The organism is Arthrobacter methylotrophus, assembly GCF_039539965.1.
In the GTDB taxonomy this organism is placed as follows: Bacteria; Actinomycetota; Actinomycetes; order Actinomycetales; family Micrococcaceae; genus Arthrobacter; species Arthrobacter methylotrophus.
The window spans coordinates 2,115,971-2,137,492 of record NZ_BAABED010000001.1 but is presented as its reverse complement, the minus strand read 5'-3'; the positions used below and the strand labels follow the sequence as shown (position 1 = coordinate 2,137,492).

Annotated in this window: 25 protein-coding genes; 11 read left to right on the top strand and 14 right to left on the bottom strand. The window is 64.8% G+C overall.

Translation table 11 applies throughout. From position 1 onward, the window contains the following. Positions 1-47 precede the first annotated feature (47 nt). Together ABD884_RS11345 and ABD884_RS11340 are read left to right on the top strand one after the other, a co-directional pair. Entirely contained in the window at positions 48-1,457 is a 1,410-nt protein-coding gene (locus ABD884_RS11345) for an aldehyde dehydrogenase family protein (RefSeq protein WP_345045641.1), read from the top strand. Positions 1,458-1,896: 439 nt separating this feature from the next. After that, the gene (locus tag ABD884_RS11340; protein ID WP_345045637.1) at positions 1,897-2,121 is read left to right on the top strand and encodes a hypothetical protein; all 225 of its coding nucleotides are present in this window, start codon (positions 1,897-1,899) and stop codon (positions 2,119-2,121) included. Positions 2,122-2,164: 43 nt separating this feature from the next. On the opposite strand, the gene ABD884_RS11335 is transcribed toward ABD884_RS11340, so the two are convergent. After that, the gene (locus ABD884_RS11335) at positions 2,165-2,437 is read right to left on the bottom strand and encodes a YegP family protein (protein ID WP_345045632.1); all 273 of its coding nucleotides are present in this window, start codon (positions 2,435-2,437) and stop codon (positions 2,165-2,167) included. Positions 2,438-2,627: 190 nt separating this feature from the next. Between ABD884_RS11335 and ABD884_RS11330 the strand changes: the two genes are divergently transcribed. After that, entirely contained in the window at positions 2,628-2,822 is a 195-nt protein-coding gene (locus tag ABD884_RS11330) for a hypothetical protein (RefSeq protein ID WP_345045627.1), read from the top strand. Positions 2,823-2,901: 79 nt separating this feature from the next. On the opposite strand, the gene ABD884_RS11325 is transcribed toward ABD884_RS11330, so the two are convergent. The 13 genes from ABD884_RS11325 to ABD884_RS11265 all read right to left on the bottom strand — a co-directional run bounded on the left by ABD884_RS11325 (position 2,902) and on the right by ABD884_RS11265 (position 15,010). Beyond that, positions 2,902-3,288 carry a hypothetical protein gene (locus ABD884_RS11325; RefSeq protein ID WP_345045622.1) on the bottom strand — a complete coding sequence of 129 codons (387 nt, stop codon included), beginning with the start codon at positions 3,286-3,288 and terminating at the stop codon, positions 2,902-2,904. Positions 3,289-3,488: 200 nt separating this feature from the next. Next, positions 3,489-5,324 (bottom strand): complex I subunit 5 family protein, encoded by a 1,836-nt coding sequence (locus tag ABD884_RS11320; RefSeq protein WP_345045617.1) that lies wholly within the window; start codon positions 5,322-5,324, stop codon positions 3,489-3,491. Positions 5,325-5,328: 4 nt separating this feature from the next. Beyond that, on the bottom strand, positions 5,329-5,676 hold the full coding sequence (locus tag ABD884_RS11315; protein ID WP_028267215.1) for a sodium:proton antiporter: 348 nt from the start codon (positions 5,674-5,676) through the stop codon (positions 5,329-5,331). Continuing rightward, positions 5,673-6,461 (bottom strand): MnhB domain-containing protein, encoded by a 789-nt coding sequence (locus ABD884_RS11310; protein ID WP_345045608.1) that lies wholly within the window; start codon positions 6,459-6,461, stop codon positions 5,673-5,675. Before ABD884_RS11310 ends, ABD884_RS11315 begins: the two co-directional genes overlap by 4 nt. Beyond that, entirely contained in the window at positions 6,458-6,748 is a 291-nt protein-coding gene (locus ABD884_RS11305; RefSeq protein ID WP_345045604.1) for a Na(+)/H(+) antiporter subunit B, read from the bottom strand. The genes ABD884_RS11310 and ABD884_RS11305 overlap by 4 nt, the downstream gene beginning before the upstream one ends. Next, a complete protein-coding gene (locus ABD884_RS11300) occupies positions 6,745-7,050 on the bottom strand; it encodes a monovalent cation/H(+) antiporter subunit G (protein WP_345045601.1) in 306 nt (101 codons plus the stop codon). The genes ABD884_RS11305 and ABD884_RS11300 overlap by 4 nt, the downstream gene beginning before the upstream one ends. Then, a complete protein-coding gene (locus tag ABD884_RS11295; RefSeq protein WP_345045598.1) occupies positions 7,047-7,337 on the bottom strand; it encodes a monovalent cation/H+ antiporter complex subunit F in 291 nt (96 codons plus the stop codon). Before ABD884_RS11295 ends, ABD884_RS11300 begins: the two co-directional genes overlap by 4 nt. Before the next feature lie 9 nt (positions 7,338-7,346). Further along, positions 7,347-7,880 carry a hypothetical protein gene (locus tag ABD884_RS11290; RefSeq protein WP_345045595.1) on the bottom strand — a complete coding sequence of 178 codons (534 nt, stop codon included), beginning with the start codon at positions 7,878-7,880 and terminating at the stop codon, positions 7,347-7,349. A 1-nt stretch (position 7,881) separates the two neighbouring features. Beyond that, on the bottom strand, positions 7,882-8,814 hold the full coding sequence (gene nrfD / locus ABD884_RS11285) for an NrfD/PsrC family molybdoenzyme membrane anchor subunit (protein ID WP_345045592.1): 933 nt from the start codon (positions 8,812-8,814) through the stop codon (positions 7,882-7,884). Next, positions 8,811-9,629, bottom strand: coding sequence for a 4Fe-4S dicluster domain-containing protein (locus ABD884_RS11280; RefSeq protein ID WP_345045588.1), 819 nt, complete (start codon positions 9,627-9,629; stop codon positions 8,811-8,813). Before ABD884_RS11280 ends, nrfD begins: the two co-directional genes overlap by 4 nt. Then, positions 9,626-12,871: a formate dehydrogenase gene (gene fdh, locus ABD884_RS11275; protein WP_345045585.1), complete on the bottom strand. Its 3,246-nt coding sequence runs from the start codon at positions 12,869-12,871 to the stop codon at positions 9,626-9,628. Before fdh ends, ABD884_RS11280 begins: the two co-directional genes overlap by 4 nt. 157 nt (positions 12,872-13,028) lie before the next feature. Then, on the bottom strand, positions 13,029-14,315 hold the full coding sequence (locus tag ABD884_RS11270) for an ABC transporter permease (RefSeq protein WP_345045579.1): 1,287 nt from the start codon (positions 14,313-14,315) through the stop codon (positions 13,029-13,031). Next, on the bottom strand, positions 14,312-15,010 hold the full coding sequence (locus tag ABD884_RS11265; protein ID WP_345045573.1) for an ABC transporter ATP-binding protein: 699 nt from the start codon (positions 15,008-15,010) through the stop codon (positions 14,312-14,314). The genes ABD884_RS11270 and ABD884_RS11265 overlap by 4 nt, the downstream gene beginning before the upstream one ends. A gap of 236 nt (positions 15,011-15,246) precedes the next feature. Here ABD884_RS11265 and ABD884_RS11260 point away from each other — a divergent pair, with 236 nt between their 5' ends. The 8 genes from ABD884_RS11260 to ABD884_RS11225 all read left to right on the top strand — a co-directional run bounded on the left by ABD884_RS11260 (position 15,247) and on the right by ABD884_RS11225 (position 21,460). Next, the gene (locus tag ABD884_RS11260) at positions 15,247-16,302 is read left to right on the top strand and encodes a zinc-dependent alcohol dehydrogenase family protein (RefSeq protein ID WP_345045567.1); all 1,056 of its coding nucleotides are present in this window, start codon (positions 15,247-15,249) and stop codon (positions 16,300-16,302) included. Positions 16,303-16,542: 240 nt separating this feature from the next. Further along, on the top strand, positions 16,543-16,737 hold the full coding sequence (locus ABD884_RS11255) for a hypothetical protein (RefSeq protein ID WP_345045562.1): 195 nt from the start codon (positions 16,543-16,545) through the stop codon (positions 16,735-16,737). A gap of 131 nt (positions 16,738-16,868) precedes the next feature. Beyond that, positions 16,869-17,873, top strand: a complete 1,005-nt coding sequence (locus ABD884_RS11250) for a hypothetical protein (protein WP_345045558.1) — start codon at positions 16,869-16,871, stop codon at positions 17,871-17,873. Beyond that, the gene (locus ABD884_RS11245) at positions 17,870-18,295 is read left to right on the top strand and encodes a phage holin family protein (RefSeq protein WP_028267225.1); all 426 of its coding nucleotides are present in this window, start codon (positions 17,870-17,872) and stop codon (positions 18,293-18,295) included. The genes ABD884_RS11250 and ABD884_RS11245 overlap by 4 nt, the downstream gene beginning before the upstream one ends. Continuing rightward, on the top strand, positions 18,292-18,867 hold the full coding sequence (locus ABD884_RS11240; protein WP_028267226.1) for a DUF3618 domain-containing protein: 576 nt from the start codon (positions 18,292-18,294) through the stop codon (positions 18,865-18,867). The genes ABD884_RS11245 and ABD884_RS11240 overlap by 4 nt, the downstream gene beginning before the upstream one ends. Before the next feature lie 92 nt (positions 18,868-18,959). Then, positions 18,960-20,030, top strand: coding sequence for a YihY/virulence factor BrkB family protein (locus tag ABD884_RS11235; protein WP_345045548.1), 1,071 nt, complete (start codon positions 18,960-18,962; stop codon positions 20,028-20,030). A 135-nt stretch (positions 20,031-20,165) separates the two neighbouring features. Then, a complete protein-coding gene (locus ABD884_RS11230) occupies positions 20,166-20,594 on the top strand; it encodes an SRPBCC family protein (protein WP_028267227.1) in 429 nt (142 codons plus the stop codon). Next, positions 20,594-21,460, top strand: coding sequence for an SDR family oxidoreductase (locus ABD884_RS11225; RefSeq protein WP_345045541.1), 867 nt, complete (start codon positions 20,594-20,596; stop codon positions 21,458-21,460). The genes ABD884_RS11230 and ABD884_RS11225 overlap by 1 nt, the downstream gene beginning before the upstream one ends. Positions 21,461-21,522 lie beyond the last annotated feature (62 nt).

Here is a 21,522-nt window from a genome sequence, read left to right as displayed (position 1 = left end):
CAACCGTTCTCCTTAGAAACCCAACCAACTCAGAGTGGAGTAAACCCTTGGAAAGCTACGACGCCCTCCTGGCTTCAATCACCCCGACCACCGGAGAAACCCGGACCATCCTCGATCCCGCCACGGGCACCGCCGTCGGCGAGGCCCCAGTCCACACCGTTGCGGACCTCGAGGCCGCGATCGCTGCCGCTGCCGCCGCCCAGCCCGCGTGGGCTGCGCTGGGCCACGACGCCCGGTCCGCCGCGCTCATGAGGGCCGCCGACGCCGTCGAACGCTCCTCCGAAGAACTCGCCCGGCTGCTCTCCCGCGAGCAGGGCAAGCCGCTGAACGGCCCCAACGCCCGCTTCGAAGTCGGCGCCTGCGCCGCGTGGCTGCGCGCCACCGCCGCCACGCCGCTGGAGGCGGAAACCGTGGTGGACGACGGCGAAACCCGCGCCGAACTGCACTACCGGCCCATCGGCGTCGTGGGCGCGATCGGTCCCTGGAACTGGCCCATGATGATCACCGTCTGGCAGATCGCCCCCGCCCTGCGCATGGGCAACGCCGTGGTGGTCAAACCCTCCGAATACACCCCGCTGTCCGTCCTCGCCCTGGCGAAAATCATCAACGAGGAACTCCCCGAAGGCCTGCTCACGGTGGTCTCCGGCGGCCGCGAGGTCGGCGCCCGCCTGGCCGAACACCCCGCCATCGGCAAGGTCATGTTCACCGGCTCCACCGCCACCGGCAAAGCGATCATCCGCTCCTCGGCGGACACGGTCAAACGCCTCACCCTGGAGCTCGGCGGCAACGACGCCGGCATCGTCCTGCCCGACGCCGACCCGAAAGCGATCGCCGAAGGCCTCTTCTGGGGCGCGTTCATCAACACCGGCCAGACCTGCGCGGCACTCAAGCGCCTCTACGTCCACGACTCGCTCTATGAAGCCGTGTGCACCGAACTCACCAAGGTTGCCGCGGCAATGCCCATGGGCAACGGACTGGATGAGGCCAACGTGCTCGGCCCGCTGCAGAACCGGCAACAGTTCGACATCGTCACCCGGCTTGTGGACGCAGCCCGCGAATCCGGCGCCACAATCCTGCTCGGCGGAAACCCCGACGACGGCCAACCCGGCAACTTCTACCCCACCACCCTCGTGGCCGACATCGACAACAACAACCCCCTCGTAGCCGAGGAACAGTTCGGCCCCGCCCTGCCCATCATCCGCTACAGCACGATCGATGACGCGATCGCCAAAGCGAACGCGCTCGACGTCGGACTCGGCGCCTCCGTCTGGTCCTCCAACCTCGACGAGGCCCGGAACGTCGCCGCCCGCCTGCAAGCCGGAACCGTGTGGATCAACAAGCACGGCGCAGTGGACCCCCGCATCCCGTTCGGCGGCGCGAAGCAATCCGGCTACGGCCTCGAATTCGGCGTCGAAGGCCTCAAAGCCCTCGGCGTGCCGCAGATCATCAACGGCTAAGCACGCGCGATTCAGCCCAACTAGCTCGCAGTTGTTGTCGTTCTGAGCCCCCAGAACGACAACAACTGTCAGCCAGTTGGGGCTCGGTCGCGATCGAGCTGGCGATTCCCCGTGAATCTCCCGCACCAGTTCCCAACAAAGGCAACAAACACAAGGTCGAAAAAAGAGTTCCATCCAGTGCACCCGGCGAGGATCACTGGCCGCTTCCTTGGCTATCTCACGCGGAGCTGACGACTCTTCCCTCATGGCCCAGTGCTATTGGTTGTAGGGGCATGGTCGTCCTGCCTTCGGCGGCGCTCGGTATCCGGCGGGCGTGCGCGCGGTGGGGGGGCTTTTCTAGCTGCCCCGCAGATCTCCGGATAGTAGCATTCGGCATGCAACAATAATTACGGAGGCGCTGGGCTTTCTTCCGCATGGAACCAGGGGACGAGTAAAGACCATGGATACCGAACCGATGCCGCTGGAGGTTAACCCCCGGTTCAGCAACACCAGGAATCAGAACAAAGACCTCGCCATCCAGCAACTTCGGGACGGCGGATTCACCACTGTCCAGATGGACGAATTCCTCGACACGCTACATCGCATGGAGGCTGACTCTTTGGTCATCGCCCCCCTGACAAATGCTTTGCTCGCCATGAACATCACCGTGCAATGGCTAATGTAGTAGCCCACGCACGTCCAGCCTGCCTGCCTGCTACAAGTTCAAATCAACCCCCGGCTGCTTGCCCGTATCTTTCTTCGGCGTCCGCAGGCGAAGACGACGCACGGCGGTTCCGGGCAGAGGCCATCTCGTCGTGTCCGTGCCTGCGGTCCCTGACGGTGGGCGTCCCGGCGATTTCCCGAATGCTGGCGATACCCCTGGCGGCGGCACCGCCATCTGAGAACGTCACGGACATCGCCACAAGAAAATCATCCTTATCCACCAATGCCACCCGGTAGCCACCTTCCGGGGCATCCATCAATTCCAGATGGCCTGCCATGATCGTTACCTCCTATTCGACACCCTTGGGAAAATAATCTACTCAGTTTCCTTAGTATCTTGGCTCCCGACCATCCCGCCCCACGAACCTGGCCGCGCCGGACCGCCGCACTCCGGAGCCGAACAATGCAGGCGCGCGCTCCGCGGCAGACCTCTTTTGGAGACTGCTGTGTGGTGGGACCATTTCTTGTATGGACGAACATCGAGACGAAAAGTTCCCGTCCCCCGCAGTCGACCGCGACCCTCTCAGGGACAGGGGCTCTCTCGTGGAGGAATACGAACACCCGACCACCCACCAGATGCGCATCGTGGGCCAGAGGCGAACCGATGCGGAAGCCAAGCTCGAGCGGCAACAGCGCGAGGCTCGGGAGAAATTACCTGAATGAAGCAGCCCGCCCGGTTCCAGCGAATCAGCGAATCAGGCGGGCTCGCCCGCGCCTAAGAGCGCGACCTCAAGCCGTCCCCTCAAGCAGCCGGCGCCGCATCCCGCTCGTTCGCGGATTCCCGGTCTTGGAGTGGGATCGGATGAGCACCGGTACGCCGGGACCGGATTTGTGGAGCGCCCTCGTCCTGCGTGTCCAAGGTCGCAAGTGGAAGCTCGCGGTGGACGATGTAGTCGCACGCCGCCGGTCCCACCATCACCAATCCCGGGCACGCTTTCCCGCGATGGCTCGGAGCGACACCGGCAGCGCGGAGGCTTGCCCGCAACGTCCTGGCATCGACGGGTTCCGAATCTCTCAGCTGGCACCAACTGAGGTAGAGCCCATACAGCTCTTCGAGGCTCAGGCCGTCCGCTTCCGAATCCGTGCAGACGCACTCATTGAGGAAGTTGTCCAATGGTATTTTCGACATCGTGACTCCCTGTGCTTTGGCAGCTTAACTGCTGAATCGTCGTCGCTAGAGCTAACAATCTGAACCAAAAACCAGAAATCTCCCTGAATAGTCAGAAATTTAAGGGCCCCGGTTGCCCTTGTCAACCACCCGCGTTGACTCATTGAAAACCTCCGCGTAGCGGCGTGGTTCGCAAGTGTGCCGGCGGTCGGGGGCTATACTCACGCGCCTTGGCCGATCAGCAGTGCCCACCCCGCCGCCAGGCCCACAAGCAGCCACACGACATAGTCGCCGACGCGCCCGGAGTGCAAGCGCCGGAAGATTCGCAAGGTCGGCTGGGCCGCTTCCGAGGGGCGCCGCAGCGCGGAAGGCAGACGCCGGCCGTGAAGCGCCGCGCCGGCAATTCCGACGGCGAGCGCCGTCGTGAGTAATCCCAGCGCGATGTTCGTCGGCTCCCAGACCGCGCCCGCGGCGACGTGCAACAGATACGGGCCGGGGATGTCAAGCACTGCCGTCACGTAGCCTGCCCGGTCCATGAACCGGGCGGCAGCCTGTTGGGCGGCACCGCCGACCGAAGGAAGGACCCCCAAGACAAGCGCGCACGCCAGCAGTCCCAAGGGCGGCGCCCCCATCGACGGCGGAATATGCCGCTGTCCGATCGGCACTTCGATGCGTTCCTCGTCACCGCTCATCCCCTCTGCCTCGACCCCGGCTGGGCGTCCGCCGATGCCTAGGAATATCCGGGCGCCAACGCGCAAGACGGCGCCGGCCGTCACGGCCGAGACTCCGATCATGAGCACCGTGACCCCGAACTGTCCTGCGCTTGATGACGCGTGTTCGGCGATGCCCTTGCCGAGCCCGACGGCGAACGGCGGCGCTCCAGCCAGTGCGGCGCCGGCCACCAGGAAGGTGATCCCCAGAACTTTGGAGTCCTTCCCGTGCCCCTGGAGGGTGTATTCGTCGACGCTGCCGTACCTGTTCAGCGTGAGTCCGCTCAACAGGAACAAGGAGCCTTTGACTGCGGCGTGGCCGAGGACATAGACCGCGACTCCTCCCAACGCATCCGCGGAAGCGAGTCCGAGGACAACGAGGAAGACACCCATGTGGGCGATGGTCGAGTAGGCGAGCAGTCTCTTGACGTGCCTTTGGAGGAAGCACATGGTGCTGCCGACGACGGCGGTCAGGATGCCCAGCACGGCGAAAAGGACCTGTGCCGCGGATGCGATCGGGGTGCCGCTGAAGCCTTCCCAGTAGATCCGGGCCACGCCGTAGAGTCCCAATTCGACCATCACTCCCGAGAACAGCACGCATACGGGCGAGGGAGCGACTGCGTGGGCATCGTCGAGCCAGAAATGGAACGGCACGATCGCGGCCTTGACGAGGAACCCTGCGCACAACAGGACAAACGCGATCGCAATCAGCGGGCTCCGGTCGCCAAGCAGCTCTTGGGAGATGGCTGCAAGATTCAGGCTTCCGGTACGGGCATAGAGGAGGCCGACACCCATAAGCGAAAAGTAGGCGGCCAGCGAGTTCACGATGCCGAAGTTGATGGCGCCGTGTACAGCGGAGGGATCTTCGCTCTTGAGCCCGGTCAAGGCGTAGGCCGCGACCCCCATCAGCTCGAAGAACACGAACATGGTGAAGACATCACCGGCAAACGCGAACCCTGTCATGCCGGCCAGGAAGGGCACCATTAGTCCGTGAAAATGGACGGTGTCCGACTCGAAGTACCGCCACGAGAAGACGAGGGAAGCGATCATGAGCCCTGCCGCCAAGAGGGCGATCCCGATGCTGAACTGGTCTCCGACCAGGGCGATTCCGACGGCGCGCCCGCCCTCGGGCTGCCACGCGGCCATCCAGTAGACGAGGCGGGCGCTGCCGGCCGGCACCACCATGAGCGCCTCGAGCGTCAACGCGGCCACGGCGGCGGCCAAGGAGACGACATCCGCGAAGCGCCGGGGCAGGTGGGGACCCAGGGACATCAGGCCGCACGCGGCTAGGATAAGGACGATCACGACCGTGGGCATGAGCGATGCGGCGACGGTCCCGGGCAGCACCCGCTCAGCCCTCCAGTCGACCGAGTCGGTCAGGATCGATCGCCCGATGGCGCTTGGCGATCTGAATCACGAGCGCGAGCAGCATCGAGGTGACCGCGGCCGAGACCACAATGTCCGTCAGCGTCAGTGCTTGGACCACCGGATCGACCACCGGCGTGCGACTGCCGACCTGGCCGCCGAAAATAGGCGCCACTCCGCCGTATTGGAAGCCGACGGCGATGAGCAGCACATACGTGCCCGATTGGGCGACGGAAAGGCAAACAACGGTGTGGACCAGATTGCGGCTCGTGGCGATCCCCGCCACGCCAAGGAGCATGACGCCCACCGATACAAAGTATGCGTAGTGGTTCACGAGGCTGTGCCCTCCTCTGGTCCGGAGCGCGGGTCGGGCCCGGAACCGTTCCCCCGCTCGGCTCGGATCGCGAGCGCCTGGTCCAGGAAGCTGGCCAGCAGGACGACGACGCTGCTGCAGACGGTCATCCCCACGGCGACGTTGAAGAGGGGTACCGTTCCCGCCGAGATGAAATCGCTGAGCTGGCCTTGCGGGATGACGTTCGCGAACAGGGCCGAGCCGAGTGCCGCGCCGGCGATTCCGAGCGCGCCGAACAGGACGACGCCGAGCGCCTCGCCTTGCTGGAACCACCCCAGGGGCCGGAGCTTGCGCAGGAGGGAGTAGCGGCCGCCGACATAGAGCAAGTGGATTCCGGTTGAGAGGATGACGCCGCCCTGGAATCCGCCGCCCGGGGTGACGGCTCCGTGGGCGACCACGTTCACGGCAAGCACGACTGTCAGAGGAAAAAGTACGTAGACAAGGAGGCCCGTCGACTCCAGCACGTGGCCCGCATCGCTGACCTCCCGCCGTCGTTCGCGGTGGACTGGCCTCAGCAGCGCCGCGACGCCGACGACGGCGCAGAAGAGGATGGTCTCCTCCCCGAAAGTGTCGAAACCCCGTTGGTCGAAGTTGATGCTCGAGACGGCGTTGGCGGTGTCATGTCCGTAGCTTGCTGCGACGGCCGCGTCGCGATAAGCGTGGACGTCTCCGCCGAATCGGGGCATGCCGGTGAACGCGAGCAACATCGCCGCCGAGAACGCAGCGATGCCGACGCCGAGAACGATGAGGCGGATCCGCCGTGTCATGTACCCTCCTCTCCCTCCTCCAGGTGGTGGTCCGCGCGGATGGCCGAGACCTTCCGGATCGAGAGGACCACGATCAAGGGAACCACCGCTGTCCCTATCGCCACTTGGCTGAGGGCCACATCGGGTGCTTGGAGGACGACAAACAAGATGGTGAGCAGCAGCCCGTAGTACGACAGGACCACGGCTTGCTTTGAAGGATGGCGCGTGAATACGACGGCCGCGGCCCCGGCGAGCACGAGGGTGAGGCTGACGGCAATCAAGACATTACTGAGGATTCCCTCGTTCATTCGGGAGACCTCCCTACGTCCAGTCCCCGCTCGTCGGCGAGCGTCCTTCCGACCGCGATCGTCACTGCGGGCCCGCTGAAAGCGACTACCAGGGCAATGAGGATGATGGTGGCGCTTCCCAGGGAGAAGCCGAAGTAGCCCACCGCGGCGATCGAGAAAAGCGGGACGGCGAGCGTCGTCACGGGAGCCAGGAAGTGCAGCCTCGCGAGGGGCTCGCGCGCCATTGCCGCGCCGACACAGCCGAAAGCGGCTGCCAGGACGCCCAGTCCTGCGAAAATCGCTTCAAAGAAGGCGGCAGTCATTCTTCCTCCACTGTTGGTTGTCCGTCAATGCCCGGTTTCAAGAGCCTGGTGTACACAAGCGTTCCAGTAGCGGCAAGGGCGGCGAGCGCAAGGGGGACGATCAGGTACGAGGACTGACCGGCGATGATCGAGAGGCCGATGAGCACCATGACGCCGGAGCCGGTAAGGAGCTGGAGTCCCACCAGTCGCTGGACGTTGCTTCCGCGAGCAGCCAGGAAGAGGCTAGGCGCGACCCCGAAGAGCAGTAGCGCCAAGGTCGCGGCCGACCACACGATTGTGACATCCATTCATGGCCCTTAACCGGTGCCTGACGCGATGTGCCGTTCAAGGTCCGGCCACCCGGAGGCCAGGACGTGAACACGGATCCGGTTCATGACCGGGTCGGAAGAGAACACCACGGATCCGGGGGTTGCCGACAGTGCGATCATGGCGCCTGCCCGCCATCCTCTTCCCCGGGGTTGCCGGGTTCCCGGCATCGGCTGCTCGCTCAGGGTTTCCTCCTGCGGGCCCGTAAGCCAGCCTGCCAGGCGGACCGTGTCGGTCACGGCCGCGAGCGGGACCAAGGCAGCCCAGCGTAGCCAGATACCCTGCGCTGCGGCCTGGAACCCCATGGCCCGCCTGGCCATACGGGCAAGCATTGCGCCGAGCAGCGCAGTCGACACGGCCGTCACCGTTTCCGGGACCGTCACAGTGCTTACCGTGACGAGCCACGAGAGCGTTCCCGCCAGCCACCATAAAGCAAGCTCCCCGAGCGCTCCGGAGACTCCGCGTGCGGTGGGGAGACCGAAAAACCTGCGTACGGGTCCGGTTCGCTCCCGGTTCGCCTTCACGCTACACACCCACCGAATCCGTCTTCTGCGCGGCAGCGTCGACGCGTTGGCGTTGCGGCACGACGACGTACTTGGGATCGAGCGTCGAGGCGACGCCGGCTTCAAACACTCCGAACCGCAGCAGCGCCGAGCCGGCGGCGACGGAAAGGCCACCCATCGTGCTGAGGAGGCGCGACTGGCGTCCGCCCAAGGCGAGTGCGACGGCCCCTCCGACGGTGAAAGCCTTCGAGAGCCGCAAGAGCGTCCCGGCGCGGCCCTGGTGCAGGGTCTCGGTGGATAGCTGGCCGCTGCGCTCCATCTTGAAGCTCATGAGCGTTTCCACCACTGCCCCGCCCACCGCCATGCGGCGTGCGGGAGCGGCCTCGGCGAGCGGAGCAAGGGCGGCGCCGATGCCCCCGGCCGAGGCCGCCGCGGACCCGGCGAAGACGAACGGCAGCACTTCGTGGGCGTCGTGCCACGTGGGCACTGCGGTATCGGCGAGCAGCACGCCCGTGTAGGTGGCAACGGCAGCCCCGGCCACGGCTGCGCCGACTCCGCAGGCACGGCCGGCACGCGGCAGGATGCCAAGTACGTTGGATGCGGCACTCGCCCCGGCCAGCGGGCCATAAATGGAAAGGATCCAGGAACCCATACTCATCGGCGACGTCGGCTTGGCCATGCGCAGCATATTGAGGAACCGTTCCGGGCGCCCAAGGTCATGCACGAGGGCCACCGCAGAGGCTGAAATCGCGGTCAGGGCCAAGACCTTGGAGCGCCGCTCGAGCGACGGCCTGCCGCTGTGCTGTGCTCCGGCCGCCAGCATGGAGCTCGCCCCTGCCAATCCACCGGCAAAGATGTAGCCCGCGATGTCTACCGCGCTCCATGTCGGCTTCTTGAGAATCGGCCGGCCGTAGTAGGAAGTGAACTCCTCGGGATGCTTCCGGCGCGGGCTCAATTTTTGGCTCCCCAGAAAACGGCGACGGCGCCGAGCAGAAGTCCGGCTGCGGCGCCCGCGGCGCGCTTCCACATCACCGGCAGGTCCTTCGTGGTCACCACTGGGTCCGGGGGCAGGCCGTACGTCTCGGGCTCGTCCAGCAGCAGGAAGAACGCGCCGTCCCCGCCGACCCCGTCTTCCGGGTTGTGCCCGTACAGCCTGGCGCCTTCTTCGCCGCGTTCGTGCAACTCGGCCACGCGGGCATCCGCCCGTTCGCGTAGCTCGTCGAGTTCGCCGTACTGGATGGACTTGGTGGGGCAGGCCTTCGCGCAGGCGGGCTCCTCGCCGGCACCGAGCCGGTCGTAGCACATCGTGCATTTGAATACCCGGCCATCCTCCGGGCGCTGGTCGATCACTCCGTAAGGGCACGCGGAAACGCAATAGCCGCACCCGTTGCAGATGTCCTGTTGTACGACGACGGTGCCGTGCTCGGTGCGGAACAGCGCACCGGTGGGGCAAACGTCCAGGCACGCGGCGTGGGTGCAGTGCTTGCAGACGTCCGAGGACATCAGCCACTTGACGCCGTCGTTCGCGGAAGGATCGGCGGCGGGGACTTTTTGCTCGATGAACGCGACGTGCCGCCATGAATTCGCGCCCAAGGCGGAGGTATTGTCGAACGATTCACCGCTCAGTTCGAGCGCGGTGTCCGCCGGCACGGAGTTCCACTCCTTGCACGCCACCTCGCACGCTTTGCAGCCGATGCACAGGCTCGTGTCGGTGAAGAAACCCTTGCGCGGCACTCCGATCGACGGCATTCCCAATTGCGTGACACTCATGCCTTCGCTCCTTCAACTCCGGTGTTCTCGTCAATGGCGGCCCGCAAGCGGTAATCCTTGACCAGAGACAACAGGGCTTGCCCCCGGGGCCTCCTCCCGGGACGTATGTCTACGGTCAGCGCCTTGACCTCCTGGATGTGGACGTTCGGATCCATAGCGATGGAAGAGAGCTCGTTCATGGCGTCTCCCTTTGACAGGCCGTTTGGCCCCCAGTGGTAAGGCATTCCAATCTGGTGGACAACACGCCCCTGTACCATGAGCGGCTTCATACGGTGCGTTACCAAGACACGGGCTTCGATGGCGCCCCGGGCCGAGATGAGCGTTGCCCAGCCCTTGTGCGTCAGGCCACGTGCTTCGGCCAACTCGGGCGAGACTTCGCAGAAGGACTCCGGCTGGAGTTCCGCCAGGTACGGCAGCCAGCGGGTCATGGCCCCTGCGGTGAAGTGCTCGGTGAGCCGGTAGGTGGTCAGCACATAAGGGAATACCTCCGCCCCAGGGTCCCGCCCGCTGGGGTGGTACCGGTTTCCTTCCCGGGGCATGAGCTTGCGCACCGGGTTCCGCTGTTGGCCATACAGCATGTTCTCGAACGGGGACTCTTGCGGTTCGTAATGGGCCGGCATTGGTCCGTCGACTAGACCCGAGGGGGTGTAGAGCCAGCCTTTCCCGTCTGCCTGCATGATGAAAGGGTCGACGCCGGAGATCGCCTCCGTGCCCATCGCATCCTTATCGGGGCGATAGGACGGCGGCTTCGTCGGCTCGAAGTCCGGTACGTCGTCGCCGGTCCATTTCCCGGCTTCCTCGTCCCACCAGATGAGCTTCTTCCGCTCGCTCCACGGGCGCCCCTCCGGGTCCGCGGAGGCCCGGTTGTAGAGTTCCCGGCGGTTTGCCGGCCAGGCCCAACCCCATTCGCGACTCGAGATGCCCTGCTCGGTGTGGGGCTTGCGGCGCGCAGCCTGGTTGATGCCGTCGGCCCGGCAACCGCAGTAGATCCAGCAGCCGCACGACGTCGATCCGTCGTCTTTCAACTCGGTGTACGCCGAAAGGGGCGTACCGTCGGCCTTCGTGCCGTTGATCTCAGCGAAGACGGCGTCCGAGTCCGGCTCCGCCTGGTTTCCGACGGTCGGATAATCCCAGGTCAGATCCAGCACCGGCTGGTCGGCCGGGTCGCTCGATCCCGCAAGGAGGCCGCGGATTCGATTCCCGAGGTGCCACATGAACCACAGATCGCTGCGGCGGTCCGCCTCGGGCTCGATGGCCTGCTCGCGCCACTGGAGCAGCCGGTTGGTGTTGGTAAAGCTGCCGGCCTTTTCGGTGTGGGCGGCAGCCGGGAAGAAGAACACCTCGGTGGCAAGGTCCTCCGTCCGCATCTGTCCCGTGGCGATCTCCGGGCCGTCTTTCCACCACGTAGCGCTTTCAATCAAGGAGAAGTCGCGCACCACGAGCCACTCGAGCTCGGCCATGCCCGCGCGTTGCAAATGTGCGTTGGCCGAGCCGACGGCGGGATTCTCGCCCATGAGGAAATATCCCTTGCAGCTTCCGTCAAGCTGGGCCGCGACAGTGTCATAGGTGCTGTGGCTCCCCGTGATCCGGGGCAGGTAGTCGAAGCAGAAATCGTTCTCCGGAGTGGCGGCGTCTCCCCACCAGGCCTTGAGCAGGCTGACCGTGTAGGCACGCATGTTTGCCCAGAAGCCGCGCTCCGCCGCGTCGGCCGCGATGTATCCGTCCAGGTCGGTATGCTGCTCGGCGTGCGGCATCGGCAGGTATCCGGGCAAGAGGTCGAAAAGCGTCGGAATGTCGCTGGAGCCTTGGATGCTCGCGTGGCCGCGGAGGGCCATGATCCCGCCGCCGGGCCGGCCGATGTTCCCGAGCAGCAGTTGCAGGACCGAGGCGGCCCGGATGTATTGCACGCCGGTGGTGTGCTGGGTCCATCCGACGGCGTAGGCGAACGCGGTGGTGCGCTCGCGGCCGGAGTTCGCGGTGATTGCTTCCGCTACCTCGTTGAACAGCTCCTGCGGCACGCCGCAGATTTGTTCGACCATCTCCGGGGTGTACCTGGCGTAGTGGCGACGCAGCGTCTGGAACACGCACCGCGGGTCCTGCAGCGTTTCGTCCCGGTGCCAATGGCCGCGGAGCGACGGGCCGCCGGAACCATGGGAGTGGGCGTGACCGGACTCCCCCAGCGTGCTTCCCTCCTCGTGCGCCTGCGACTCGCGCTCCCCGGAGGAAGCGGCAACGTTGGCTCCCTCGTATTGCCAACTCTCAGGATCGTAGGAGGGTCCCTCGGGATTGAATCCGGAAAACAGGCCGTCAAGGTCTTCGGTGTCGCGGAAATCGTCCCGCAGGATGGTGGCTGCATTGGTGTAGTTGACGACGTACTCGCGGAAATAGGCCTCATGGGTGAGGACCCAGTTGATCAGGCCGCCAAGGAACGCGATGTCGGTGCCGGCCCGGATCGGCACGAAGGTGTCGGCCAGGGCGCTGGTGCGGGAGAACCTCGGGTCAACGTGGATGATCTTCGCCCCGCGTTCCTTGGCCTCCATCACCCACTGGAAGCCGACGGGGTGTGCTTCGGCGAAGTTGGAACCCTGGATAATGATGCAGTCCGCCCGCTGGAGGTCCTGCAGGTAGGTCGTCGACCCGCCGCGGCCGAAGCTCGTGCCGAGGCCGGCCACGGTGGAGCTGTGGCACACCCGGGCCTGATTTTCCACTTGGACGATTCCGAGCGAGGTGAACAACTTCTTGATGAGGTAGTTCTCCTCATTGTCCAGCGTCGCCCCGCCCAGGCTCGCGATGCCGAGTGTCCGCCGGGTCCGGACGCCTTCTTTCTCCCACTCCCACGTCCGACGCCGGGTGTCCACGACCCGCCGGGCGACCATGTCCATCGCCGTGTCGAGATCGAGTCGTTCCCAGTCGGTGCCGTAGGGACGGCGATACAGCACATGCTTCTCGCGTGATTCCCCCGTGGTCAATTGCAGCGACGCGGAGCCTTTGGGGCACAGACGTCCCCTGCTGATGGGCGAATCCGGGTTGCCCTCGATCTGGATGACCTTTTCGTCTTTGACGTAGACGTTCTGCGCACAGCCCACCGCACAGAACGGGCAGACCGACGGGACAACCCGGTCGGCCGTCGCAATCCGGGCGGTGAGCCGTTCAGTCGCGGGTGACTTGGCAGCATGATGTCTGCCGGTGGGGTCGTGTTCAAGGAGCTCACGCAGAACGGGCCATTGCAAGGGATTCACCATCGGGCGCCTCCAGTTCGTCGGACTGCCGCCGCATGACCTAGGTCACAGCGGTCTCAGAGGACGATAGTAGCCCGGTGATGATCGGCTGGGAACCCACTGCACGGGTCCCGGTTTCAAGGCTGACGTTCCACCATGACGCGCGTTCGAGCACCATCCCCTATTCGTAGCGCAGCGAATCAATGGGGTTCTGCCGTGCTGCCCGCCACGCCGGCAGCGTGCCTGCGATGAACGCGATCACCATGACGAGGAGGACAACGGCCCCCACGGGTCCCGGTGCGAAAGCAAGGATGCGTAGTCCTGCAAGGTCGCTCAGCGGACCGCGGGCGAGAGCGCCGCTCACTGCGGTCCCGAGGCCGATGGCTGCGGCTGAACCGATCACACTCCCCAGCAAGCCGATGAACGCCGCCTCCGTGCTGAAAAGCGCAAACACGGAACCGCTTCCCATGCCCATGGCTTTCATGAGACCGATTTCGCGGGTACGTTCCTGGACGGACATGAGCAGGGTATTGACGATGCCGAATCCCGCGGCCAGAAGGGCGATGACGGCGAAGGCGTCCAGGACCCCGATGATCCCGCTGATCACGGTCTTGACCGTGCCAATCCTGTCGTCAAGTGTCTGGGCGGTGTAACCGGCGGCGGAGAGCTTGGATTTCATGTCGCTCACTTGGGCCGACGACGACGACGCGAAGCTCGCGGTCGCGTCCGTCCAGGTGCTGGCAACTGCGGCAACGGCACCGGTAGCCTGGGCTTGGCTCAGGGCAGCGGAGAGGGATTTGTTCACGGCTATACCGGAGCTGCTGAGCAGGCTGTCCTGCTCTACGCCGGCGACGCTCCCAGCCACCGTGTGCATCGTGCCAGTGGCGTCGGTGATCCCGATAGTGACGACTTGGCCGATCGCCTGGTTGTTGTCGGAGAATCCGAGCGGGGCGATGTAGCCCACCGGCAAAAGAAGCTGGGCCTGGCTGTTGGTGTCATCCAGATTGGTGCCCGAAGCTAGTTGGGGCTGGGCTCCGGCAAGTGCGCTGACGGAGAGTTGGTACTTGTCGTGAGTGCTCCACTGGATGTATTCCGGGTTGATCCTGGTGACGGGCGCAACTCCAGTGATGCCAGGTACCGCCCCGATTTTGTCCAGGTCAGATTGGTCGAGGGTGAGCTGCGAGGACCCGGGCCTGCCGCTGGCAGCCACGCGCTTGATGGTGGGGTCGTATTTCTTGGGCCCGGTTCCCGGATTGCCGCTGGTGTCGGTTTTGGACACCGTGAAGGCGTTGCCCGGTCCCACGGCGGCAAGCTGCAAGTCGATATAGTTGGAGATGCCGGTGCCGAGCCCATTGGTGATGGTCAGCGTGAATGCGCCGACGAAGATCGCCAGGACAGTTAGCGTAGTGCGCAGTTTGCTGCGGAAGCTGTTCGCGATGGCGGTCTTCAGTATTTCGAGCGGTTTCATGCCGCGTGCTCCTCGTCGGTAGTGATCAGCAGGCCATCTCGGATGTACAGGCGGCGCTGGAAGCGCTCGGCCAGCTCGTGGTCGTGGGTTACCACGATCAGGGTGATGCCATGGTTTTGGTTCAAGTCGAACAGGATGTCTTCGACGATCCGCCCCGTGGCGGTGTCGAGGTTTCCCGTCGGTTCATCGGCGAACAAGACCCGGGGCTTGTTCACCAACGCGCGGGCGATCACCACACGTTGCTTCTGTCCGCCGGAAAGATTGGCGGCCTTGTTCCGGGCCTTGTCTGCCATCTGGAGCTGTTCCAGGACTTCCATGCCGCGGCGGCGCCGTTCCCTTGCCCCGACACCGGCGATTTTCAGGGGAAGCACCACGTTCTCGAGCACGCTCGCAGCCGGGTTGAGGAAGAACTGCTGGAAAACGAATCCGAACATCTCGTTGCGTAGCCCGTTGAGTTTGCGCCCGTTCAAGCTCCGGGCCGCCGTCCCGTCCACGGTGATGGTGCCACTCCCCGGCGTGTCCAGGAGGGCAAGAAGGTGCATCAGCGTTGATTTGCCCGATCCGCTCTTCCCGACGATCGCTACGGATTCCCCGGGCTCAATGTCCAGCGAGACGCCCTTCAGGGCGTCGAAGCGATCGGGACCACGTCCGTAGGACTTAGTGAGCTCGCGAGCGGTCAAAATAGGTACGGTCATGCGGTTTCCATTCGGTTGTTTGTGCGGATGGCGGACGGGCAGGTGGATTCCCGGCAGCGCCAGCCACAAGAGGAAGCTCGCGTGGACACTAGCACGCCAGGCTGAGAAGCAGACTCATCCTCGTCCGGGAGGTGGAGGCCCTGCCAGCGCCGGCTCGCTCGACGCAGGGGAAGCGACGAGCCGTGCCCCGGGGATAGACTCGGTTCAAGCCCAACAACCACCATTTGAGGAGCCCCATGCGCGCCACCATCATCCACGGTCCCGGCGACATCCGTGTTGAAGACCGTAACTACCCCACGGTCCAGCTGCCCACCGACGTCATCGTGAGAGTCACCGCCTCCTGTGTCTGCGGTTCGGACCTCTGGCCGTACCGCGGCGTCAAGCCCACGCACCAGCCGTCCGCGATCGGGCACGAGTTCATCGGCACCGTTGAGAGCATCGGCGACGACATCACCACCCTGGCAGTCGGCGACTTCGTGATTGCTCCGTTCGTGGTCAGCTGCGGCAGTTGTCCCCAGTGCTTGGACGGCGTCACGGTGGCCTGCGATCATTTGGCAGGCTGGGGCGGAAAGGATGACAGCGGCCACGCGATCGACGGCGGCCAAGGTCAGGCAGTGCGGGTACCGCTCGCCGAATCCACCTTGGTCAAGGTTCCCGGCGTGACTGAACCTGACGACGCCCTCCGGGCGAGCCTGCTGACGTTGTCCGACGTGATGGCCACCGGCCACCACGCGGCTCTTGCGGCGAAGGCCGGCCCGGGTAGGACGGTCGTCGTTGTCGGCGACGGCGCGGTGGGGCTCTGCGGCGTGCTCGCGGCGAAGCGGCTCGGAGCCGAGCGGATCATTGCCATGTCCAGGCACGCGGACCGCCAAGCGATAGCCCGCGAGTTCGGAGCCACAGATATCATTGCAGAGCGTGGCGAGGACGGTGTCGCGAAGGTCCGCGAGTTACTCGGAGGCGTCCTCGCGGATTCCGTCCTGGAGTGCGTCGGCACCAAGGAATCCATGGAACAGGCTCTGCACAGTGTCCGTCCTGGCGGCGCTCTTGGTTTCGTCGGCGTCCCGACCGGTGGCGCCGAAGCCCCGCTGCGCTACCTTTTCGACACGAATATTTCCGTTGCCGGCGGAATGGCCCCAGCCCGGACTTATATCCCGGAACTGCTTGCTGACGTGCTCGATGGAACGATCAATCCCGGCAGGGTCTTCGACACTGTGATGCCGCTCGAGGAAGCGCCCGAGGCCTACCGCGCGATGGACGAACGGCGGGCCATCAAGGTCCTGCTCACCCCCTAGGCAAACCACCCTCGCAAGCGACGGAACACGGGCTGGAGCGTGCGGTCGGGAACGGCGAGACCTATCGGTGACGCTTCGCGCGGGAGAAACATTGACTATGGTCCTGCGCTGGTCGGGTCGGTTCCGCCTCCGGCAGCATCCGGAAAGCAAGAAACTCATGGACCAAACCGTGTACCTTCCTTGCCTGGGTTCTGACGAACGTTGAGCGGGACGGTATCCCGCACGTGATGTACGCGCTGGATGGCTCGCAGCCGCCCGATGAGGTTGCAGGACCCGCCGTTGCGGGGATGCCGCGGCTCGGCCCCTGTCCGATGGGGAAACGGCGCACGCCTCTGCCTTCAGGCTTTCAGCGATGTGGGCGTGCTGGCCGGCGGCCTGCGCCTGCTGAAAGCCGAGCGGCGGGCCGCCAACGCCTGCGCCTGCGCGCAGAATTAGCTCGCATCCGCATCCGGTCAGAAGTTGCCACGATTGGGGGCTTACGCCAGAAAGGTAAGCACGCTTAGTATCTAAAGGCCAGTACTTCTGGTTCTTGATCCGCAGCAGAGCTTCTTGGAAAGAGAGCGAAGATGACAGAGAACCAATGGCCGACGGACGGGAGCTACGCCTCCTCCCCGACCACTCAACGAGCACCGGACACACGAGGCACCATGCCGGATCCGGCCGCTGATACATCTACCTTGGACGCCATCAAGGACGAGGCCGGGAACACCGCGGAACAGGCTAAACAATCTGCGACGTCCGTGGTGGACACCACAAAGGCCGAAGCGGCCAACGTTGCGTCCGAAGTGAAAGCGAACGCGAAGGACCTGCTCAGCCAGGCGAAACTGGAGCTGAGCGACCAAGCCGGCATACAGCAGCAAAAGGTCGCCGCCGGGCTTCGGTCCATTTCGGAAGAGCTTCGTTCCATGGCCGAGGCCGCGAATGACCCCGGAGTTGCCACAGATCTGGTGCGACAAGCGGCGGAACGGACGTCATCCGCGGCAACCTGGTTGGACGACCGGGAGCCGGGCTCGATCGTCGACGAAGTGAAGACCTTCGCCCGGCGGCGTCCGGGCGCGTTCCTCCTGCTCGCAGCAGGCGCCGGCGTCCTGGCCGGAAGGCTCGGTCGGAGCCTCAGCGGCGTCGGGGACGCCCCTGCGCGCACGCAGAGCACCGGCGTGACCGCGCCGCGGCCCGGCGACAGGGCAACGGAGGTATACGCCCCCGCAGCCGGAAATTCGGTTCCCCCTCCCCCTGTCCACCTCCCGGGTCCGAGCGTGACAAACGCTGCTTACCTCGACGCCACGGAGGTCCCGGTGAACGACGGCGGCAGGCTCGCCGCCTCTAATGAGCGCACCCGGGAGGCACCCACCGCCTATCCCGCTGACCCCGTCTACGGGAACCCGCAGGAAGGGCAATCGTGGGCCGGCGAGGGGACGGAACAGCTCCAACCGGAGGAAGACCTGACCGACGAACCGCTTACCCGCGACCGCTCGAAGGGTCTGCATGCCGAGGTTCCGGTCGTCGGGGCGGAACCGGATGAGGCAGGGCAACTATTCGGAACCGGTACGGACCGCGGTGGGCAACGATGACCGATAGCGAATTCCCGCCGACCCCGGCACAAGCAAAGGCGGACACGACCTCCCTCGGAGACCTCCTGGGGGAAGTCAGCCAGGACATTTCCACCCTGATACGCCAGGAAGTGGAGCTGGCGAAGGTGGAACTGAAACAGTCCACCGCACGGGCGGGAAGAGGAGCGGGGATGCTGGCGGGTGCCGGCGTTGCCGGGCATTTTGTCCTCCTCTTCCTGTCGGTGGCCCTTTGGTACGCATTGGGCGTTCTGATGGGGCTGGGGTGGTCCGCCGTCGTTGTGGCGGTCTTGTGGGCGATCGTGGGCGCCGTCCTGGCATCCAAGGGACGAGCGGAGCTCAAATCCATCAAGGGCATGCCCCAGACAGCCGAAACAATCCAGGAAATCCCAGAAACACTCAAACCACGCGAGGAACAACGATGAGTGAAAACCCGGACGACATCCGTGCAGAGATTGAAGAAACCCGCAGGCGGCTCGGAACCAATGTCGACGCCGTGGCGGACAAGGTGACGCCGTCGCACGTCGTCCGCCGCCAGACCGACAAGGTCAGGGACGCCGTGTTCGGTGCCAGGGAGAACGTCATGGGTGCTGCAGGCGACGTCGCTGATCGGGGTCGCTCGGCAATCGACGACGCCGGTACGGCGATCGCCGACGCTCCCCGCAGGCTGAGCAGACAGACCGAGGGAAATCCGCTGGCCGCCGGGCTGATAGCCTTTGGCGCCGGAATGCTGTTGGCTTCCCTCGCCCCGGCCAGCGAAAAGGAAAAAGAAGCGGCCGTCGCCCTCAAGGAAGCTGCGGAACCGCTGACCACCGAACTCGCCGACGCTGCGAAGGACGTGGCGCAGGGTCTTCAGGAGCCCGCCCAGGAAGCCGTGGACAACGTGAAGGATGCAGCATTCGAGGCGGCCGACCACGTCAAGGAAGAGAGTCAGGCCGCGGTCTCCGACGTCACGGAAAGTGCGGCGGAAGCAAAGGACAGGATCCAGCCGTCCTGATCCCGGCGAAGGCGTGCCGGCCCCCTCCCGCTTCCCACATTCCCGGGAGCGGGGCCGGCACTCCTCCACCCTTATAGGAAGGAGGGACAACCATGACGACGGAACATCCCGCCCAGACAAGCACCGTCAAGGCGGACAGGGCCCCCGCTGCCGATGATTCCCGAAAACCGGCCAGCCCGACCCAGGTGGCCAAACCGACCTGGGCGTATATCGCCAAAAGAACCCTGCGCGAGTTCGGCAAGGACCAATGCCCTGACGCCGCAGCCGGCTTGACCTATTATGCGGTGCTTTCGCTCTTCCCCGCACTGCTCGCGCTCGTCTCCCTCCTCGGACTTTTTGGGCAGGCAGGAAGGACCACCGGGGCGCTCCTCGATGTCGTCCAAAAGATCGCGCCGGGCTCCACGGTGGACGCCATCCGGCAGCCCATTGAGGAACTCACCACGTCCGGATCGGCCGGCTTCGCCCTCCTCATCGGCCTTGCCACGGCCCTCTGGTCCGCCTCCGGCTACGTGGGGGCCTTCAGCCGGGCCATGAACCGCGTCTACGAAGTCGACGAGGGACGGGCGTTCCTCAAGCTTCGCGCAACCATGCTTGGAGTCACCGTGCTGGGAATTGCCGTCGTCGCCCTGATCGCCGGCATGCTGGCCATGAGCGGACCTGTGGCGGACGCCGCAGGCACTGCCTTGGGACTCGACGGGGACTTGCTCGCCGTATGGAGCATCGCCAAATGGCCGGTCATCATTCTGCTGGTCATCTCGGTCATCGCGGTCCTCTACTACGCCACGCCGAACGTGAAACAGCCCAGGTTCCGCTGGATGAGCATCGGCTCGTTCATCGCCCTCCTGGTCTTCGTCCTGGCCTCCGTGGCCTTCGCCTTCTACGTGGCCAACTTCAGCAGCTACAACAAGACCTACGGGACAATCGGCGGCGTGATCGTGGCGCTCCTGTGGCTATGGATACTGAACATGTCCCTCCTCTTCGGTGCGGAGTTCGACGCCGAAATGGAACGCGGACGGGAACTCCAGGCAGGAATCGACGCGGAGGAAACCATCCAACTGCGTCCGCGGGGAACCAAGCGCAGCAAGAAGCTGCAGGAGCAGGATGAAGAGGAAATCCGCCGCGGGCAGGCACTCAGCGAACACAACAGCCGCGAAAATATCTGATCACGGCAAAGAGGTGGCCGGTCTGGACTTGGATAATGGGCAGGCTTAATGTTCAAGAGTGGCTGGCTTCCCGTAGGACGGCCCCCACGGGCAATCTCTGCGGCCAGTTCACGCAAGTCCCAGGGAGGTTGGAAAATGAAAAAGGTTGAAGAGACGATTGACGTAGCTGTACCCGTTCGTGCGGCCTACGAGCAGTGGACCCGGTTCGAGTCGTTTCCCCGATTCATGTCGGGTGTGGAATCCGTTACCCGGCTGAGTGACACAACCAACCATTGGGTCACCAAGGTCGGCGGCGTGGAACGGGAATTCGATACGGAAATAGTCGATCAGGAACCCGACGACCGGATTGCCTGGCGGAGCATTGATGGAAAGTCGCACGCAGGCATCATCAGGTTTTCACCCTTGGACGCCAATCACACGCACGTCAAGGTCCATTTCGAATGGGCACCTGAAACGCTCGTGGAGAAGGCCGGAGCCGCGCTCCAAGTTGACGAGATGCAGGTGACGGCGGACTTGAACAAATTCAAGGAGTTCATCGAGTCTCGTGGAATTGAAGGGCGATAATGGCTGGCCCCGGACCAGTGCTTGTGGTCGGTGGCACCGGGCTGCTGGGCGCCCAAGTAGTGTCCGAGCTGTTGGCGCGAGGCAAACAAGTCCGAGCCTTGGTGCGCCACGGTTCGGACGCGGCGCGCTTGGAAACCCTTGGGGCCACGATCGCGCGAGGCGACATGATGGAGCCGGCCTCGCTCCTACGGGCCATGGACGGCGTCGATAGCGTGGTCACTTCGGCGGCGGGATACACCCGCCACCGGGAGGGCGACAGCCCCCTCATCGACACCGTGGGCAACATTAATCTCGTCGATGCGGCCAGCCAGGCAGACATTCGGAGATTCGTTCTGACGAGCATCCTCACGTGCGATCAAACCCCGGACGTGCCGCATTTCTGGCACAAGAAACTCGCCGAGGATCGCTTGGAAGAACTCGGGGTTCCTTTCGTGGCCCTACGGCCAGGCGCATTCCTTGACCAGGTCACGCGTTTTGGTGGCGACCCTTTCAGCAAAGGGCAACTCACGTGGTTCGGATCCGTGAGCGTTCCACTGACTTTCGTACTCACCCGTGACCTTGCGGGATACCTTGCAGCAGCAGTGGACGCAAACGGCGTCGACGGGCAACGAATCGACATCGGCTGGGACCGGCCGGTGAGCATGGAGGAAATCGCCGGGATCTCCGCCCGGTTGCTCGGCAGACAGGTTCTGGCCATCCCCGGGACGAGCAACACCATGGCGAAGGACTTCAAGGCCATGATGGACTGGTTCGCAACCGGCCGCTATGTCGCGGATACCGCCAGGCAAAGCGAGGTCTTCGGCCCACCGCCCACCGGGGAGGACGCCGTCGCCCGCTTGCTCTCGGGCCTCGGCCATGCGGTCTGACCGAGCCACCCCAAGCTGGGCCACCTAAAGCTGAGCGACCCCGACGGCGGCCGGACTCGTGT

Bases quoted from the DNA above. Each gene is read 5' to 3' on its own strand.
- ABD884_RS11265 (WP_345045573.1), bottom strand. From the start codon at position 15,010: ATGACCGTACCTATTTTGACCGCTCGCGAGCTCACTAAGTCCTACGGA.
- ABD884_RS11330 (WP_345045627.1), top strand. From the start codon at position 2,628: ATGGACGAACATCGAGACGAAAAGTTCCCGTCCCCCGCAGTCGACCGC.
- ABD884_RS11255 (WP_345045562.1), top strand. From the start codon at position 16,543: ATGGCTCGCAGCCGCCCGATGAGGTTGCAGGACCCGCCGTTGCGGGGA.
- ABD884_RS11235 (WP_345045548.1), top strand. From the start codon at position 18,960: ATGACGACGGAACATCCCGCCCAGACAAGCACCGTCAAGGCGGACAGG.
- ABD884_RS11335 (WP_345045632.1), bottom strand. From the start codon at position 2,437: ATGGCAGGCCATCTGGAATTGATGGATGCCCCGGAAGGTGGCTACCGG.
- ABD884_RS11280 (WP_345045588.1), bottom strand. From the start codon at position 9,629: ATGAGTGTCACGCAATTGGGAATGCCGTCGATCGGAGTGCCGCGCAAG.
- ABD884_RS11305 (WP_345045604.1), bottom strand. From the start codon at position 6,748: ATGAACGAGGGAATCCTCAGTAATGTCTTGATTGCCGTCAGCCTCACC.
- ABD884_RS11310 (WP_345045608.1), bottom strand. From the start codon at position 6,461: ATGACACGGCGGATCCGCCTCATCGTTCTCGGCGTCGGCATCGCTGCG.
- ABD884_RS11295 (WP_345045598.1), bottom strand. From the start codon at position 7,337: ATGGATGTCACAATCGTGTGGTCGGCCGCGACCTTGGCGCTACTGCTC.
- ABD884_RS11260 (WP_345045567.1), top strand. From the start codon at position 15,247: ATGCGCGCCACCATCATCCACGGTCCCGGCGACATCCGTGTTGAAGAC.
- ABD884_RS11245 (WP_028267225.1), top strand. From the start codon at position 17,870: ATGACCGATAGCGAATTCCCGCCGACCCCGGCACAAGCAAAGGCGGAC.
- fdh (WP_345045585.1), bottom strand. From the start codon at position 12,871: ATGGTGAATCCCTTGCAATGGCCCGTTCTGCGTGAGCTCCTTGAACAC.
- ABD884_RS11225 (WP_345045541.1), top strand. From the start codon at position 20,594: ATGGCTGGCCCCGGACCAGTGCTTGTGGTCGGTGGCACCGGGCTGCTG.
- ABD884_RS11250 (WP_345045558.1), top strand. From the start codon at position 16,869: ATGACAGAGAACCAATGGCCGACGGACGGGAGCTACGCCTCCTCCCCG.
- ABD884_RS11340 (WP_345045637.1), top strand. From the start codon at position 1,897: ATGGATACCGAACCGATGCCGCTGGAGGTTAACCCCCGGTTCAGCAAC.
- ABD884_RS11270 (WP_345045579.1), bottom strand. From the start codon at position 14,315: ATGAAACCGCTCGAAATACTGAAGACCGCCATCGCGAACAGCTTCCGC.
- ABD884_RS11240 (WP_028267226.1), top strand. From the start codon at position 18,292: ATGAGTGAAAACCCGGACGACATCCGTGCAGAGATTGAAGAAACCCGC.
- ABD884_RS11300 (WP_345045601.1), bottom strand. From the start codon at position 7,050: ATGACTGCCGCCTTCTTTGAAGCGATTTTCGCAGGACTGGGCGTCCTG.
- ABD884_RS11325 (WP_345045622.1), bottom strand. From the start codon at position 3,288: ATGTCGAAAATACCATTGGACAACTTCCTCAATGAGTGCGTCTGCACG.
- ABD884_RS11230 (WP_028267227.1), top strand. From the start codon at position 20,166: ATGAAAAAGGTTGAAGAGACGATTGACGTAGCTGTACCCGTTCGTGCG.